The sequence below is a fragment of the Corynebacterium sp. CCUG 69979 genome (assembly GCF_024454095.1).
GTDB classification, from domain to species: Bacteria; Actinomycetota; Actinomycetes; order Mycobacteriales; family Mycobacteriaceae; genus Corynebacterium; species Corynebacterium genitalium.
In genome coordinates, this window is record NZ_JAGPZA010000009.1 from 49,978 (window position 1) to 66,379 (window position 16,402).

Here is a 16,402-nt window from a genome sequence, read left to right on the forward strand (position 1 = left end):
TCGTGTAGCATGGGCATGTTTTGACGGCCCCCACAAGGAGGATTTCACGTGGCAACTACCGCCGACTTCAAGAACGGCCTTGTCCTCAACGTTGATGGCAAGCTCCAGCAGATCATCGAGTTCCAGCACGTCAAGCCGGGCAAGGGCCCTGCATTCGTGCGCACGAAGCTCAAGGATGTGGTCACGGGCAAGACCGTGGACAAGACCTGGAACGCCGGTGTCAAGGTGGAGACCGCGACTGTGGACCGCCGCGACATGACCTACCTGTACAACGACGGCCAGAACTACGTGGTCATGGATGACAAGACCTACGAGCAGTACGAGCTGCCCGAGGACAAGTTCGGCGACGCCGCCCGCTTCCTGCTGGAGAATATGCGCGTGCAGGTCTCTTTCCACGAGGGCGAGGCGCTGTTCGCCGAGCTGCCGATCTCCGTCGACCTAGCCGTCCAGCACACCGACCCGGGCCTGCAGGGCGACCGCTCCACCGGTGGCACGAAGCCGGCCACCCTGGAGACCGGTGCTGAAATTCAGGTTCCGCTGTTCCTGGAGACCGGCAACGTGGTCAAAGTGGACACCCGCACTGGCGAGTACCTCTCCCGCGTGAACAACTAAGATGCCTGACTACAAACGTCACGGTGCCCGTTACCGTGCGCGCCGCCGCGCAGTGGACATCCTCTTCGAGGCAGAGACCCGCGACGTCGACCCTGTGGCGATCGTGGAGGACCGCGCCGCTCTGGCCGGCGATCCAGCGAACGCCGTCGCGCCTGTGGCTGACTACACCCGCGAGATCATCGCGGGTGCGGCCGCCGCCTTGGACGAGATCGACAACGCGATCGAGCGCTTCCTGTCCGACAACTGGGAGCTCAACCGGATCCCCGCCGTCGACCGCGCCATCCTGCGCGTGGCTACCTGGGAGATTCTCTACAACGACGAGGTCGAGCCGCCGATTTCCATTGCTAACGCCATGGAAATGTCCACCGAGTACGCCGGCGATAACGCATCACCGTACATCCACGCCGTGCTCGACGACATCATCCAGGCACACGCGTCCAATGCGCCCGAGATCGCCCAGGAAACAGACGAGTTCGGGCAGTTCACCGACACCGCTGAAGCCGCGGCAGTCACAGAGAACACGGGCTTGGCTGCGACGTCGCTTATCGACGCTAATGCTGCGGAGCCAGCTGTGCCTTCCGAGGCGGAAGAGCCTTCCACCCCCGCCGAGACATCGAAGGAGCAGCAGCCTACCTATGGCCAAAGTAACGATTGAGGAGGCAGAGTCCCTCCGCGTCGGATCTGACTTCGAGATTGCCTCGGTCGATCCGGCATCCACGCCGGGGCTTTCCGACGGCAACGTCGACGGCGCCTACTCCGACTTCGACGAAGAAATCGCCGAACTGCAGGAGTGCCTGTACGCCAACGGCCGCGCCGGTAACGAGAATGCCGGCTCGGTCTTGCTCGTCCTCCAGGGCATGGACACATCCGGTAAGGGCGGCATTGTCCGCAACGTCGTCGGCGACGTGATGGACCCGCAGGGTGTGCACATCAAGGCCTTCGGTAAGCCGACGGAAGAAGAGCGCAAACACGATTTCTTGTGGCGCATCCGCCCACACCTGCCGGAGCCGGGCATGGTGTCTGTCTTTGATCGTTCCCACTACGAAGACGTCTTGGTCCAGCGCGTGAAGAACATGGCCTCGCCTGAAGAGATCGAACGGCGATACGAGGCAATCGTCGACTTTGAGAACGAAGCCGCTGCGAACGGCACCAAGATCATCAAGGTCATGCCGCACATCTCCCAGGACTTTCAGAAGGAGAACCTGCGTAAGCGTCTCGAGCGCGAGGACAAGCACTGGAAGTACAACCCTGGCGACATCGACGACCGTCAGCTGTGGGACGAGTACCAGAAGGCCTACGAGATCGCGATGACGCGTACCTCCACCGACGTCGCACCGTGGTACTGCATCCCGTCCGACGACAAGGATTACTGCCGCACCGTAGTCAAAACTCTGCTGGCACGCGCATTGCGCGAGCTCGACTTGTCCTGGCCGGAACCGGACTTCGATATCGAGACCGAACTCACGCGCCTCGAGGAGTCTTAGAGCCCGCGTCACCGGGGCGTGATTTGCCGGGCGATGTCAGGAACGCGCTCGGAATCCGGGTGGTCATCGAGCAGCCGGAGGTAGTCGCGTAGTTCACGCTCATTGTCAGCGGTCCGGCACTCCAGGTGCGCGTTCCAGAACCGGACGAGCGTCTCCGCGGCGATGTCCACGGCGTCGGGCAGGTGCACGATCGGGTGCAGATACTCCTCGACAAGAGAAAACACCCAGTCCATCGGCGCATGCGCGGGAAGAACATCGACGACGTACTGAATGAACTGGTGATACTCGGAGGCGTTGTCGCTCTTCCACTCGTACGCGAGCGCCGTCCAGCAACTGGGTGGACACGCGGACAGCTCGTCCATCGCGCTGTCGGCGTCAAGCGCATAGAAAGCACCCATGACCTCGAAGAAGTCAACATCGTGCAGCGCCATGTGTCTTCAGGGGGGGGCTACAGCGCTAAAAACTGCGCGTGGTGGTCACGGACGTGGGGGTGGAGGTCGGTGGCGACTCATCAACGGTCGCGAAGAGCACACCGAAGCCAATCACGAACGCTAATCCGCCATTACGGCCGTCGTGGGGTGGCTGGTTCCACTGATTCGACATGCTGCACTCCTCCCGCGATCAGGTTCAGCGTACATGACCGCCGCTCAGTGCTACTGCTCGAGTTCAGAATCTCCGCTGCTGCGCTCGGTTTCGGCTTGTTCCACTTCGGCCTGCGCCGCTTCGATCTGCTCGGAGAGGACAACCATCGCGTTGTGCGCGCTGACCACCTTGTCTACCGCGTCTGTGACAGTTGCGCGCAGTTGCGGATCGTTCATGCCCGCTGCGCAATGCACTTCGGACTCGGTGCGCACGATGAGATTCTCGGAGCGGTTGCCGACAATCGCACGCGCGCCCACCAACGTCGAATTGACCTCGTTGGCAGCCAGGTACAGCGTCGCTTCCGGCGTGTCGGCGGGGGTATCGGTGGCGGAGTCAGCCCGGGCGATGAAGACGGAGTCCAGCAGCACGATCATGATTTGCAGGTCCTCGTGCAGCCCCTGGGCAACGCGGCCGGTGGAGTCTGCCTCTACACCGATGTCCGCTTGAGCAGCGGCGTCCACAATACGGTCAATAGTGACAGTCGAAACGTTGTTGTCGCTCACGGTTACTCCTCCCATGTCACAGCGGTCGGGAATGATTCAGCCAAGAAGTCGAAGGCCTGCAATGTCGCGTCGATCGAGGTGACCACGAAGGACCCGAGCTGATCGTCGGAAAGCCCCTGGGAGACGTCCAGCGAGCGGATGCCGGTAATGACCAGTGTGTTCTCCTCGCTCTGGAAGAAACGCAGCGTCGGCGCGAAACGCGTCTGGTTGTACTCGTTCACAGCGAAGAGCAGCGACGAGGCGTCCATCGGGGTGAACTCGCCGCGCCACACGGACTCGAACACCAGCCGGCCGTCGTCGAAGGCGAACACCATCGCGGCGTTGACGAAGCCGGTGCGCAGCACCGTACGGGTAGGTTCGCCGGGGCCAGCGTCAGCTTCTTCGATGCGGTACTCGAGGTTTTCAGCGTCGAGCACAGCCGCAATGTCATTCACCGTGATATCGCGGGGCGTATCGACGTCCCCGTCTTCACCATTAGTTGGTCGTGTCACAGTAGTTCCTCCTTGCCGAGTTCGTGGTCGAGTGCTTCCTGCAGGGTGGGGTAGCGGAAGTGGTGGCCGAGCTCATTCAATTTTGCCGGCTCAACGCGCTGGTCGGCCAGCGCGAGCTCGCGGGCGCCTTCTTCACCCAGGAGCACCTTTGGGCCGAGCGAGGGGATGCCCATCAGCTCGGGGCGGTTGAGTGTCAAGGTCAGCGCCTTCGACATCTCGGCGTTCGTCACCGGGTTCGGGGCGGTGGCGTTGACGGGGCCGGAGAGCTGATCGTCGAAAAGCGCGCGGATGTAGATGTCCGTCAGGTCGTCGATGGCAACCCACGACATCCAGAAGTCGCCGTCGCCGAAGCGCGCCGACAGGGCAGTCGACGCGGAGAAGCGCAGCACCGGCAGCAGTCCGCCTTCACCGGACAGGACGAGCCCGGTGCGAATGTTCACGGTGCGCACACCGGTGTCGTGGGCGTAGTCGGTGGCGGCTTCCCACTCAGCAACGACCTCGGCGAGGAACCCATCGCCCTGGCCGTCAGCTTCGGTGTGGACGCGGTCGCCGGCGTTGGTGCCGTAGAAGCCGACGGCTGAGGCGGATACAAACGTCTCCACACCGGCGTCCGCTGCGGCTTGGGCCAGCTTGCGCGTCGGGCCGATGCGCGAGGAATAGATCTTCGATTTATGGGTGTCGGTGAACCGGCCCATGATGGACTCGCCGGCAAGGTGGATGACGGCATCGATGCCGCTGAAAAGCGATGCGTCCGGGTTCTCCATGTCCCAGTGGCGCTGGCCCTCCTCTGCGTCGCCGCGCACAAGCTGAACGACGGTGTGGCCGGCGGTCGTCAGCTGCGCACTCAAGGCGGAACCGACGAGCCCGCGCGAGCCGGTCATCGCGATCGTCTTCGGAGCGACGTCGGCAATCTGCTCGAGCCGGTCTTGGAACGCGAGGTCTTCGACGAGCTGGCGTTGGCGGTAGGCGAAGGCCGCCTTGAGCATGGCCTCCGGCACGCGCGTGTCCACGGTGTCGGTGATGCGGGTGCCGCTGTCTGCCTGCTCGAAGAGGTGGGTGTGCTTCCATTGGGTCGCCTGTTTGACGGGGGTGTTCTCTGCCACGTCGACGAACTGGGAGCCCTCGATGTATTCCTCGGCAACGTGTTGCGCGATCCATTTCTGGCCGGCAGGCAGCTTGAGCACAGTGGTGCCGTCGCGCAGCGATTCAGCGCCGGAGACAACGCTCATCGGAAGAAAAGGCGGGGTCAGGCGCTGCACGGCGCCCGGGCGGGTATGCCACTCCCAGACGCGCTCAAGCGGCGCGGGCACGAGGTGGGTGGTGGTGATCGACAATGGGAACCTGCTTTACGCGTTTGAGTGATAATCTTGCGGGTGTCGTTCAAGAGCTGGTTTCCAGCTTAGACACGCACACAGAAACGCATCCTTTAAATTCCGCACAGAGAGGCGGGGAAGGAGGTTCGATGAGTGCCACACAGTTGCTCGACGCCAACGACGTGTCGCGCACGATTGCACGCATCGCGCATCAAATCATCGAGAAAACAGCGCTTGATGCACCCGACGCACCGTCGGTTGTTTTGCTGGGGATTCCGTCGGGGGGAGTGCCGCTGGCAAAGCGCATCTCCGCGGCGATCGCAGAGTTCGCCGGGGTCACCGTCCCGGTTGGCAGTTTAGATGTCACGCTGTACCGCGACGATCTGCGGGCACGTCCGCACCGTGCGCTGTTGCCCACCGACATTCCGGTCGACATCAACGACGCGATCGTGGTGCTTATCGACGATGTCTTGTACTCCGGCCGCACCATCCGCGCCGCCCTCGATGCCATTGCGGATATCGGGCGACCGCAGGTCATTCAGCTGGCGGTGCTTGTTGACCGCGGACACCGCGAGCTGCCGATCCGCGCGGATTACGTGGGCAAGAACATTCCCACCTCGCGCAGTGAGGATGTCGAAGTCACCCTCACGCCGATCGACGACTCCGACGGCGTCACCTTGATCAAGGACGGTGAATGATGAAGCACCTGATCAGCATCGCGGACTTGTCCCGCGAAGAAATCATCGGCCTGATGGATGAGGCGGACCGGTTCCGCGAAGCCCTCGACGGCCGCGAGATGAAAAAGCTGCCGACGCTGCGCGGGCGGACGGTGTTCACGCTGTTCTACGAGAACTCCACGCGCACACGCTCGTCTTTTGAGACAGCGGGCAAATGGATGAGCGCCGATGTCATCAACGTCTCTGCCTCTAGCTCGTCGGTGAAAAAGGGCGAGTCACTCAAGGACACCGCCCTGACCATCGAGGCGGTCGGCGCGGATGCGATCATCATGCGGCACCCGGCCTCCGGCGCGCCTAATCTGCTGCGCCAGTGGGTGCCGGATGCGAGCATCATCAACGCCGGCGACGGCCAACACCAGCACCCCACCCAGGCGCTTCTCGACGCTGTGACGATGCGCCAACACATCGGCGACCTAGAGGGCAAGAAAGTGCTCATCGTCGGCGACTGCTTGCACTCGCGCGTGGTGCGGTCGAACGTGGACTTGCTCTCGGCGCTTGGCGCGACGGTTGTGCTGGTCGCCCCGCCGACGCTCTTGCCGGCCGGTGTGGAGACCTGGCCGTGCAAGGTGTGCTACGACTTCGATGCCGAGTTGGAGGGCGGTGCTGACGGGGTCGCGCCCGATGTGGTGATGATGCTGCGCGTTCAGGCGGAGCGCATGCTCGGCGGGTTCTTCCCGTCCCACCGCGAATACGCCACCTTGTACGGGTTGTCGGAAGCTCGCGCTGACAAACTGGGTAGTGATGCCCTGATCATGCACCCCGGCCCGATGCTGCGCGGCATGGAGATCAACTTCGCCGTCGCCGACCGCCCCAACGCGGTGGTTCTGAACCAGGTGACCAACGGCGTGTACACCCGCATGGCGGTCCTATTCACCTTGCTGGCGAGCGGAGAGGAGATCTAGATGACCACGCTTGCGATCAACAACGTCCGCCCTTACGGCGAGGACACGACCAACATCCTCATCCGCGACGGTGTCATCGCGGAGATGGGGGATTCCCGCTTTGACGCCGCCGACACGATCGACGCTGATGGCCACGTGCTGCTGCCGGGGCTCGTCGATATGCACGTGCACCTGCGTGAGCCCGGCCGCGAGGACACCGAGACCATCGCTACCGGCTCCGATGCCGCCGCCAAGGGCGGTTTCACCGCCGTGTTCACCATGGCGAACACTCAGCCGGTCATTGACCAGCCTTTCCTCGCCGAAGCGGTATGGGAAAAGGGCCAGGCCTACGGTAAGTGCGACGTCTACCCGGTCGGCTCCATCACGCAGGGCCTGGAGGGCAAGCAGCTCACCGAGATCGGGCTGCTCGCCCGCAACCACGTCCGCATGTTTTCTGACGACGGCCGCTGCGTCAACGACCCGCAGCTGATGCGCCGCGCGATCGAGTACGCCAAGGCTCACGACGTCGTGCTGGCACAGCACGCTGAAGACCACCGAATGACCGAGGGCGCCAGTGCACACGAAGGCGCCAACGCCGCCCGCCTCGGCCTGCGCGGTTGGCCGCGTGTGGCCGAAGAGTCCATTGTCGCACGCGATCTCATCATGACCCGCGACTACGGCGGCCGCTACCACATCTGCCACGCCTCCACCGAGGGCACCGTGGCGCTGCTGCGCTGGGCTAAGGAACAGGGGATCGAGGCCACCGCCGAGGTCACACCGCACCACCTGCTGCTCACCGACGCCAAGCTGGAAACCTACGACGGCCTCTTCCGCGTCAATCCGCCGCTGCGCGAACACCGCGACACCATCGCGCTGCGCGACGCGCTTCTCGACGGCACCATCGACGTCATCGCTACCGACCACGCCCCCCACGGCTCCGAAGACAAATGCGTGGAGTTCGAGCACGCGAAGCCGGGGATGCTCGGGCTGGAGACGTCGTTAAGCATTGTGGCGCAGGTCTTTATCGAGTCGGGCCTGGCTGACTGGCGCTTTGTCGCGCGCGTCATGAGCGAGCGGCCCGCCGAAATTCTCGGCCTATCCGACCAGGGCCGCCCCATCGCGGTGGGGGAGCCGGCGAACCTGACGCTCGTCGACCCGGACGCCGGATGGACCGCGCACGGCGCGGACATGGCCTCCAGGGCGAACAACACCCCGTACGAGAACATGAACTTCAACGCCTGCGTGAGCGCCACAATCCTCCGCGGCACCCCGACATTCCAGCGCTAACCAGCACTCAAGAGACAAAAGGAGCACTACCATGAGCACCACCCGCATCCCGGCCGTGCTGGTCCTTGCCGACGGAAAGACCTTCCCCGGTTTCGCCTTCGGTGCCAGCGACGCCGCAAACCCGGTCTTCGGCGAAGCCGTGTTCACCACGGCCATGACCGGCTACCAAGAGACCATGACCGACCCGTCGTACCACCGCCAGATTGTCGTGGCAGCCGCCCCGCAGATCGGAAACACCGGCTGGAACGACGAGGACAACGAATCCCACGACAACCAAATTTGGGTTGCTGGCTTGGTTATTCGAGACCTGTCGCGCACCGTGAGCAGTTGGCGTGCGCAGCGCAGCCTCGAAGACGAGATGAAGTCCCAGAGCATCCCCGGCATTTACGGAGTGGACACCCGCACGCTGGTGCGCCACCTGCGCAACTACGGCTCGATTGCTGCCGGAATCTTCGTTGGTGAGGAGGCAGGCGAGCCCGTCGATAAGCTTGTCGCGCGCGTGAACGAGCAACCATCGATGGAAGGCGCCGACCTCGCCGGCGAAGTTTCCACCGACGGGACCTATGTCATCCCAGCGGAGGGGGAGAAGCGCTTCACAGTTGTCGCCTATGACATGGGAATTAAGACCGCCACGCCGCGGCATTTCGCGCAGCGCGGGATCGAGACTGTCGTCGTGCCGGCCAACACGCCGGTCGACGAGGTACTTGGCCACAACCCCGACGGCGTGTTCATTTCCAACGGCCCGGGCGACCCGGCAACTGCCGACACGATGGTCGACGTCACGCGCGGCGTCATCGAGAAAGGCATTCCACTGTTCGGCATCTGCTTCGGCAACCAGATCCTCGGCCGCGCGCTGGGACTGGAGACCTACAAGCTCAAATTCGGCCACCGGGGTGTGAACATCCCGGTGAAAAACCACGTCACCGGCAAGATCGACATCACCTCGCAGAACCACGGCTTTGCCTTGCAGATGCCGGACGGATTCACAGCAGACGATGTCAAGGACAGCCGCACCTTCGACACTGACTTCGGCCCTGCCGTGGTCACCCACACCTGCTTGAACGACGATGTCGTCGAAGGTGTCGCCCTGGAAACCGGCATGGCCTACTCCGTGCAGTACCACCCCGAGTCCGCAGCCGGGCCGCACGACGCAAACCCGCTTTTTGACCAGTTCATCGGCCTGATGGAGAACCACTCGGCCAATGGGAAGGATGCTTAAATGAAACGCGAAGACATCAACCACGTCCTGGTCATCGGCTCCGGTCCGATCGTCATCGGCCAAGCCTGCGAATTCGACTACTCCGGCACCCAGGCTTGCCGCGTGCTCAAAGAAGAAGGCCTGCGCGTCACCCTGATCAACTCCAACCCGGCGACGATCATGACCGACCCGGAGTTCGCCGACCACACCTACGTCGAGCCGATCACGCCGGAGTACATCGACATGATCCTCGCCCGTGAGGCGGAGCAGGGCAACCCCGTCGACGCGATTCTCGCGACTCTCGGTGGACAAACGGCGCTCAACGCCGCGATTCAACTGGACCGCCAGGGCATCCTGGACAAGCACGGCGTGGAGCTCATCGGTGCCAACATCGATGCGATCGAACGCGGCGAAGACCGCCAGATGTTCAAGGACATCGTGGAGAAGATCGGCGGCGAGTCCGCCCGCTCCCGTGTCTGCTTCAACATGGACGAGGTCCGCGACACTGTCGCTGAGCTGGGTCTACCCGTCGTCGTCCGCCCGTCGTTCACCATGGGCGGCCTCGGCTCTGGCCTGGCGTTCACCATGGAGGACCTCGAGCGCATCGCCGGCGACGGGTTGGAAGCATCCCCGGAAGCGAACGTCTTGATCGAGGAGTCCATCCTTGGCTGGAAAGAATTCGAGCTGGAGCTCATGCGCGACGGCGATGACAACGTTGTGGTCATCGCGTCGATCGAGAACGTCGACGCGCTCGGCGTGCACACGGGCGACTCTGTCACCGTCGCTCCAGCGCTGACGTTGACGGACCGCGAGTACCAGACGATGCGCGACCAAGGCATCGCGATCATCCGCGAAGTCGGCGTGGATACCGGCGGCTGCAACATCCAGTTCGCGGTCAACCCGGTCGACGGTCGCATCATCACCATCGAGATGAACCCGCGCGTGTCCCGTTCCTCGGCATTGGCGTCGAAGGCGACCGGTTTCCCGATTGCGAAGATCGCCTCCAAGCTCGCCATCGGCTACACGCTCGACGAGATCACCAATGACATCACCGGCGTCACCCCGGCCGCGTTCGAGCCGGCGCTCGACTACGTGATCGTGAAGATGCCGCGTTTCGCCTTCGAGAAATTCCCCGGCGCCGACGACACGCTGGGCACCTCCATGAAGGCGGTCGGCGAGGCCATGGGCATCGGCCGCAACTACATCCAGGGCCTGAACAAAGTCATGCGCTCCATGGAGGACAAACCGAACGGTTTCTGGACGCGCCCGGATGCTTACTTCGCCGAAGGCCGCGAAAACGACCTCGCTGCGGTGCTCGATGACCTGCGCGTGCCCACCGATAAGCGCCTTTATGACGCAGAACTCGCGCTGCGGCTTGGCGCCTCCATCGACCAGGTCTACGAAGCGTCCAGCATCGACCCGTGGTTCCTCGCCGAGCTCAAGGCGCTCGTCGACTTCCGCCAGACGCTTATCGACGCCCCCGTGCTCGATGCCGAGCTGCTGCGCGAAGCCAAGGTCTATGGGCTATCTGATGCCCAGATCGCAGCCCTGCGTCCCGAGCTGGCCGGCGAAGACGGCGTGCGCTCCCTGCGCTGGTCGCTGGGTATTCGTCCGGTGTACAAGACCGTCGACACCTGCGCCGGCGAGTTCGAGGCCCAGACGCCGTACCTGTACTCCGCTTACGAGTATGACCCGAACGCTGAGTCCGAAGTCTCGTCTTCTGGCGCGAGCGCTGGCGACAGTTCCCGCGAGAAGGTCATCATCTTAGGCTCCGGCCCGAACCGCATTGGTCAGGGCATTGAGTTCGACTATTCCTGCGTTCACGCCGCACTTGAGCTCTCGCGCGTCGGCTACGAGACGGTCATGGTCAACTGCAACCCGGAGACCGTGTCCACGGACTATGACACCGCCGACCGCCTCTACTTCGAACCGCTGACCTTCGAAGACGTCATGGAGATCTACCGCGCGGAGCAGGAAAGCGGCACTGTCGCTGGCGTGATTGTCCAGCTTGGTGGCCAGACCCCGCTCGGCCTCGCCCAAAAGCTTGCCGACGCTGGCGTCCCGGTCGTGGGCACTACCCCCGAAGCCATCAACCTGGCCGAAGACCGTGGCGAATTCGGTAAGGTGCTCGAGGCCGGCAAGCTGCCCGCCCCGGCGTTCGGCACCGCGACCTCCTTCGAGGAGGCGCGTACGGTGGCTAGGTCGATCGGTTACCCGGTGCTGGTTCGCCCGTCATACGTGCTCGGCGGCCGCGGCATGGAAATCGTCTACGACGAGGCCAGCCTAGAAGACTACATCGACCGTGCCACGGAGCTCACCCCGGATCACCCGGTGCTGGTGGACCGCTTCCTGGAGGGCGCGATCGAGATCGACGTCGACGTGCTGTCCGACGGCACTGACGTTTACCTCGGCGGCGTCATGGAGCACATCGAGGAAGCCGGCATTCATTCCGGCGACTCCGCCTGCGCGCTGCCGCCGATGACGATCGGCCCGGAGGATATTGAGAAGGTCCGCCGCTCCGCCGTCGCACTCGCCGAAGGCATCGGTGTCAAGGGTCTGATGAATGTGCAGTTCGCTCTGAAGGACGACATTCTCTACGTGATTGAGGCCAACCCGCGTGCGTCGCGCACGGTCCCGTTCGTCTCCAAGGCGACCGGCGTGCACATGGCGAAGGCTGCCTCGCGCATCATGATGGGCTCCACCATCGCTGAGCTTATCGACGAAGGTCTGCTTCCCCGCACCTACGACGGCGGGTCCCTGCCACTCGAGCACCCGATCGCAGTCAAGGAAGCAGTCTTGCCGTTCACCCGATTCCGCAGCCCAGAGGGCAAGGTCATGGATACCACCCTTGGCCCGGAGATGAAGTCCACCGGTGAGGTCATGGGCCTGGCACCCAGCTTCGGTGTGGCCTACGCCAAGGCCGAGGCGGCCGCTTTCGGCGCGCTGCCGAAGGAGGGCACAGTGTTTGTGTCGGTGGCCAACCGCGACAAGCGTGCGGTGATCTTCCCCATTCAGCGCCTGTTCACCATGGGCTTCCGCATCGTAGCCACGGGCGGTACCGCCCAGATGCTGCGCCGCAACGGGATTGACTGCGAGACCGCGCTGAAGGCCTCCGAGGTGCGTGACGGCGCCGACGGCAAGTCGATCGTCGACCGGATTTACGACGGTGAGATCGACATGATCCTCAACACCCCTGCCGGCTCCGGCAGCGCCCGCCAGGACGGCTACGAGATCCGCGCAGCCGCCGTGACCAGCAACGTGCCGCTGATGACAAACGTGCAGGGCATCGTCGCTGCGGTCCAGGGCATCGAAGCTCTGCGCGCCAACGAGATCACCGTGACCAGCCTGCAAGAACTCGAGCACACCCCCGCAACTACGGAGGCGAAGTAGTGGCGCGCGCACCTTTTGGTGAGCGGCTCGCCGCCGCAGGCGACGACTTCGGTCGGCTCTGCGTCGGCATCGACCCGCACGAGTCGCTCCTGCGTGACTGGGGCTTGAGCTGCGACGTCGACGGCCTGCGAGAGTTCTCGCGCCGGTGCGTGGACGCCTTCGTCGGCCACGTCGCGTTGATCAAGCCGCAAGTCGCCTTTTTCGAGCGCTTCGGCGCGGCGGGGTTCGCGGTGCTGGAGGAAACGCTGGCGTCGATACGTGAAAGCGAGAGCTTGAGCTGCGCCGACGCGAAACGCGGCGACATTGGCTCGACGATGGAAGGTTACGCCTACGCCTGGCTCGACGACCGCTCGCCGCTGCGGGCCGACGCGGTAACGCTCACCCCGTACCTCGGCGTCGGATCGCTCGAACCAGCGATTGAGATGGCGGGGCGTGAAGGCCGGGGCGTGTTCATCATGGCGGCGAACTCGAATCCGGAAGCCGAAGCTCTGCAGTCGCAAACGCTGTCCGGCACCGGCACGACGCTCGCGCAGACCATGGTCGATGAGTGCGCCGACTACAACCGCGGTATGCGCATCGGGCACGTCGGGGTGGTGGTGGGTGCGACCGTCGCAAAGCCTCCCGTGCTTGACGGACTCAATGCTCCCGTGCTCATGCCCGGCGTCGGCGCGCAGGGCGCAACGCTTGACGACGTCACCCGCATCGCCGGCGATAACCTGGCCTTTCCCAACGTTTCCCGCTCGGTTCTCAGCGCCGGACCCGATACTTCTGAACTGCGAAAACGTGCGAAAGCGCTGGTGGGACGCGCGTAGTGGTGACCCTAGTTAACAGCTCAACTAAAACTGCTGGTAGGTTATAGGCGTTGACGCGGCCACATGCGCTGACATGGCAAAATGCAGTCGTGTCGATCGCGTCAGAAAATTCCCAGTGATACACTTGCCCGAAGTCGGCGGATTGCAGCGATGTAATTCGATGCGTCGGCGTTGGACAGGATCATCCCTGGTCCGTTTTCACCAGACCCAACAGACCCCAATAGACATGGAGGAACCCAGTGGCCCTTCCCGAACTGACCCCGGAACAGCGCCAGGAAGCACTCGCTAAGGCTGCCGAGGCACGCAAGCAGCGCGCCGAGCTCAAGGCATCCCTCAAGCGCGGCGACACCGACCTCAAGCAAGTCCTGGACAAGGCTGAGTCCGACGAGATCATCGGCAAGACCAAGGTCTCCGCACTCCTCGAGGCAATGCCGAAGGTGGGCAAGGTCAAGGCTCGCGAGATCATGGAGGAGCTCGAGATCGCCCAGACCCGCCGTCTGCGCGGCCTCGGTGACCGTCAGCGCCGCGCTCTGCTCGAGCGCTTCGGCTTCGACGCTTAAGGCACAATCCGTGACAAACGTGAACGGGAAGGGCCGGCTGGTAGTTTTGGCTGGCCCTTCTGCCGTTGGTAAGTCAACCATCGTGCGGCGGCTGCGCGAGGCTGTCGAGGACCTGTACTTCTCCGTCTCCATGACCACCCGCGACCCGCGGCCTGGGGAAGTGGACGGCAAGGACTACTTCTTTGTCACTCGGGAGGCATTCCAGAACCGCATCGACTCCGGCGAGATGCTCGAGTGGGCTGAGATTCACGGCGGCCTGCAACGTTCCGGCACTCCGGCGCAGCCCGTGCGCGAGGCGCTGGCAGCTGGCCGGCCGGTTCTCGTCGAAGTCGACCTGGAAGGTGCCCGCAACATCAAGGCGATCATGCCTGAGGCAGTGACCGTCTTCCTGGCGCCCCCGTCCTGGGAGGTGCTTGTGGAGCGTCTTACCGGCCGCGCCACCGAGTCCGATGACGTCATTGCGCGTCGACTTGAAACGGCCCGCGCCGAGCTCGCCGCCCAAGACGAGTTCGACGACGTCATTATCAACAACGACCTGGATGACGCGGTCCAAGAGATCAATGATATTCTCTTGAGCGTCCGCCGTCCGAACAACGAATAGGTGTGAGCATGACCAACGACCTAGCTAACGCAGATGTCAACGAGCACGTATACGACGCGCCCGAAGGCATCACCGCCCCGCCTATCGACGAACTGCTGACCAAGGTCTCCTCCAAGTACGCCCTGGTGATCTTTGCCGCTAAGCGCGCCCGCCAGATCAACAGCTACTACCAGGAGCAGGACGAGGGCGTGTTCGAATTCATCGGCCCGCTGGTCACCCCGCAGCAGGGTGAGAAGCCGCTGTCCATCGCTCTCCGCGAGATCGAAGCAGGCTTGCTGGAGCACGAAGAGGGCCAGTAAGCACCCACGCTTCAAGGCGCGAGCTTATCGACGTTTATGTCGGAGCTCGCGCCTTTTAATATTCGTCCGATTCCGGGCGCGCCAAACTGCCCGGCGACCGCCCTGCGGACCGGGTCATGTTGAGTGGCGCTTATCTGGCCATTGCGTGGCTGGATCGTTGCTTCGGTGTGGGGATCTCACCGAAAAGGGTTGTCATTGCGCCGTACGGGTGGCGTGTATTCGCCCGCGGGTGGCCAGTCGGGGAGACCCAGGTGGGGCGCCCGTTATTGATGGCGATGCGGCCGCGTTTGTGGATGTGGTCGTCATCGTCGTTAATGCGATTGTGGTAGCTGCACAAAACGGTGAGGTTGTTCATGTTAGTGGGCCCGCCGTTCTTCCACGGGTCGACATGGTGGATCTCGCAGTGCTCGGCCGGCATGCGGCAGTCCGGGCTCGCGCAGATCGGTTGCGTCGCCTTGGCCAACGTGCGTTGCTTCGGGCTGGCGAAACGACGGCTGCGGTAGAGGTTGACTGGACCCTCCGTAGGGTGGAACAACGCGACTTCGAGGCCGTGCACGCCGTTGGCGAAGTAGGAGGCCAGGAAATCGGCGCCGGTGATCGTGGTGCCGTCGGTCAGCCCAAGCACGACCTCATCCCCTTCACCTGCGATGATGCGTGACAGCTCAGGGGCTGGCACGAGAATCAACGGTCGGGGCGCTGCGTGAGGAACACCCGCACCGCTGCGCATGAGCTCCTCGAAGGCGGCGGCCATCTGGGGCCCGGCGGGGTGATCGGCGTCGATATCTGCTCTCAGCGCGGCTTCGAGGTCGGCCATGACGTGCTCGCATGCGGTGATGACCGCGGTGCGTAGTCCGTTGCACGACGTGCTGACGCGGACGGACTTGTTCGGGCTCGGCTTTCTGGCTGGGACGATGCTTTTGGCGAGGCTGCGCAGCGCTTGGCACGTCGTCACGCTTGTCGACGCTTTAAGCAACCGCCCCCTGAACTCCCCGCGCTGCGCGTCCGACTCCAGATGGCTGATGCTGCGTTCAATCACGGCGAGCATGTCAAGGCTAATCGCAGCCTCGCGGGCCGCCGAAGCGGCGTCACGTTGATCCCGGGCCGCTTGAGTCGAGCGCGTGGGCCCGAAGTACGCACTGTGGACGAGTTGCCATTCGCCAACGCGCGCGGGGGACAAGCCCGCAGCGAGCGCGGCAGACCGGTCGAAGCCCGACAAGGCGTCTAACGGTGCCTCTGCCACAGCTTGTATTAGCGAAGTGAAGTTCATGTTTCTCAGGCTAACGACGCCCCAACACCCGGTAAAGCGTGCGTTGCGCACTACAGTGTGCAACGCAAACGGTGTTAGGGATCGCAGGTTGCAGCTTCCTTCCACGCCCGGAAAGTGCATCTAGCCAGCGTAAATATCGAATCAAGACGCTGGTTACCCTAATTTGGGGGTGCCGCCGATTTTGTTTGTTTTTGATGAGTTTTCCGTTATGCGACACGCGTTCCCACCTGCCATTAGCTGATGGTTGCCTGAGCAATCAAATTTGTATGCAGAGCGCTTCCGGTCGCGCATCCTGCGGCACCGGATAAGATCATTTTCACCACCA

Annotated in this window: 18 protein-coding genes; 12 read left to right on the top strand and 6 right to left on the bottom strand. The window is 63.4% G+C overall.

The window, feature by feature from the left end:
• The first annotated feature begins 48 nt into the window (after nucleotides 1-48).
• Genes efp through KBX18_RS06690 form a run of 3 tightly spaced genes read left to right on the top strand, consistent with a single transcriptional unit; the run spans nucleotide 49 to nucleotide 2,096 of the window.
• Nucleotides 49-612 carry an elongation factor P gene (gene efp / locus KBX18_RS06680; RefSeq protein ID WP_255995328.1) on the top strand — a complete coding sequence of 188 codons (564 nt, stop codon included), beginning with the start codon at nucleotides 49-51 and terminating at the stop codon, nucleotides 610-612.
• Nucleotide 613: 1 nt separating this feature from the next.
• Nucleotides 614-1,267, top strand: a complete 654-nt coding sequence (gene nusB, locus KBX18_RS06685) for a transcription antitermination factor NusB (RefSeq protein ID WP_370687232.1) — start codon at nucleotides 614-616, stop codon at nucleotides 1,265-1,267.
• Complete coding sequence (locus KBX18_RS06690; RefSeq protein ID WP_255995329.1) at nucleotides 1,248-2,096, top strand: PPK2 family polyphosphate kinase; 849 nt, start codon at nucleotides 1,248-1,250, stop codon at nucleotides 2,094-2,096. Before nusB ends, KBX18_RS06690 begins: the two co-directional genes overlap by 20 nt.
• Before the next feature lie 8 nt (nucleotides 2,097-2,104).
• On the opposite strand, the gene KBX18_RS06695 is transcribed toward KBX18_RS06690, so the two are convergent.
• From KBX18_RS06695 to KBX18_RS06715, 5 genes are read right to left on the bottom strand one after another with little or no spacing between them, the layout of a single operon-like run.
• Nucleotides 2,105-2,527 carry a hypothetical protein gene (locus tag KBX18_RS06695; RefSeq protein ID WP_255995330.1) on the bottom strand — a complete coding sequence of 141 codons (423 nt, stop codon included), beginning with the start codon at nucleotides 2,525-2,527 and terminating at the stop codon, nucleotides 2,105-2,107.
• A gap of 25 nt (nucleotides 2,528-2,552) precedes the next feature.
• Nucleotides 2,553-2,699 (bottom strand): hypothetical protein, encoded by a 147-nt coding sequence (locus KBX18_RS06700; RefSeq protein ID WP_255995331.1) that lies wholly within the window; start codon nucleotides 2,697-2,699, stop codon nucleotides 2,553-2,555.
• Between the two features lie 50 nt (nucleotides 2,700-2,749).
• Nucleotides 2,750-3,241: a hypothetical protein gene (locus tag KBX18_RS06705; RefSeq protein ID WP_255995332.1), complete on the bottom strand. Its 492-nt coding sequence runs from the start codon at nucleotides 3,239-3,241 to the stop codon at nucleotides 2,750-2,752.
• A gap of 2 nt (nucleotides 3,242-3,243) precedes the next feature.
• Nucleotides 3,244-3,732 carry a YbjN domain-containing protein gene (locus tag KBX18_RS06710; protein ID WP_255995333.1) on the bottom strand — a complete coding sequence of 163 codons (489 nt, stop codon included), beginning with the start codon at nucleotides 3,730-3,732 and terminating at the stop codon, nucleotides 3,244-3,246.
• On the bottom strand, nucleotides 3,729-5,066 hold the full coding sequence (locus tag KBX18_RS06715) for a TIGR01777 family oxidoreductase (RefSeq protein ID WP_255995334.1): 1,338 nt from the start codon (nucleotides 5,064-5,066) through the stop codon (nucleotides 3,729-3,731). Before KBX18_RS06715 ends, KBX18_RS06710 begins: the two co-directional genes overlap by 4 nt.
• Before the next feature lie 128 nt (nucleotides 5,067-5,194).
• On the opposite strand from KBX18_RS06715, the gene pyrR reads away from it, so the two are divergent.
• From pyrR to rpoZ, 9 genes are all read left to right on the top strand, one after another.
• Nucleotides 5,195-5,743 carry a bifunctional pyr operon transcriptional regulator/uracil phosphoribosyltransferase PyrR gene (pyrR, locus tag KBX18_RS06720; protein WP_005289999.1) on the top strand — a complete coding sequence of 183 codons (549 nt, stop codon included), beginning with the start codon at nucleotides 5,195-5,197 and terminating at the stop codon, nucleotides 5,741-5,743.
• Nucleotides 5,743-6,684 carry an aspartate carbamoyltransferase catalytic subunit gene (locus KBX18_RS06725; RefSeq protein ID WP_255995367.1) on the top strand — a complete coding sequence of 314 codons (942 nt, stop codon included), beginning with the start codon at nucleotides 5,743-5,745 and terminating at the stop codon, nucleotides 6,682-6,684. The genes pyrR and KBX18_RS06725 overlap by 1 nt, the downstream gene beginning before the upstream one ends.
• Nucleotides 6,685-7,950, top strand: coding sequence for a dihydroorotase (locus KBX18_RS06730; protein ID WP_255995336.1), 1,266 nt, complete (start codon nucleotides 6,685-6,687; stop codon nucleotides 7,948-7,950).
• A 31-nt stretch (nucleotides 7,951-7,981) separates the two neighbouring features.
• Entirely contained in the window at nucleotides 7,982-9,169 is a 1,188-nt protein-coding gene (gene carA, locus KBX18_RS06735; RefSeq protein WP_255995337.1) for a glutamine-hydrolyzing carbamoyl-phosphate synthase small subunit, read from the top strand.
• Nucleotides 9,170-12,538 carry a carbamoyl-phosphate synthase large subunit gene (carB, locus tag KBX18_RS06740; protein ID WP_255995338.1) on the top strand — a complete coding sequence of 1,123 codons (3,369 nt, stop codon included), beginning with the start codon at nucleotides 9,170-9,172 and terminating at the stop codon, nucleotides 12,536-12,538.
• Entirely contained in the window at nucleotides 12,538-13,350 is an 813-nt protein-coding gene (pyrF, locus tag KBX18_RS06745) for an orotidine-5'-phosphate decarboxylase (RefSeq protein ID WP_255995339.1), read from the top strand. The genes carB and pyrF overlap by 1 nt, the downstream gene beginning before the upstream one ends.
• 239 nt (nucleotides 13,351-13,589) lie before the next feature.
• Nucleotides 13,590-13,910 carry an integration host factor, actinobacterial type gene (mihF, locus tag KBX18_RS06750; RefSeq protein ID WP_005290010.1) on the top strand — a complete coding sequence of 107 codons (321 nt, stop codon included), beginning with the start codon at nucleotides 13,590-13,592 and terminating at the stop codon, nucleotides 13,908-13,910.
• 10 nt (nucleotides 13,911-13,920) lie between these two features.
• Nucleotides 13,921-14,511, top strand: coding sequence for a guanylate kinase (gmk, locus tag KBX18_RS06755; RefSeq protein ID WP_040423680.1), 591 nt, complete (start codon nucleotides 13,921-13,923; stop codon nucleotides 14,509-14,511).
• An 8-nt stretch (nucleotides 14,512-14,519) separates the two neighbouring features.
• Complete coding sequence (gene rpoZ / locus KBX18_RS06760; RefSeq protein WP_005290014.1) at nucleotides 14,520-14,810, top strand: DNA-directed RNA polymerase subunit omega; 291 nt, start codon at nucleotides 14,520-14,522, stop codon at nucleotides 14,808-14,810.
• A gap of 130 nt (nucleotides 14,811-14,940) precedes the next feature.
• On the opposite strand, the gene KBX18_RS06765 is transcribed toward rpoZ, so the two are convergent.
• Nucleotides 14,941-16,077: an HNH endonuclease signature motif containing protein gene (locus tag KBX18_RS06765; RefSeq protein ID WP_255995340.1), complete on the bottom strand. Its 1,137-nt coding sequence runs from the start codon at nucleotides 16,075-16,077 to the stop codon at nucleotides 14,941-14,943.
• Nucleotides 16,078-16,402 lie beyond the last annotated feature (325 nt).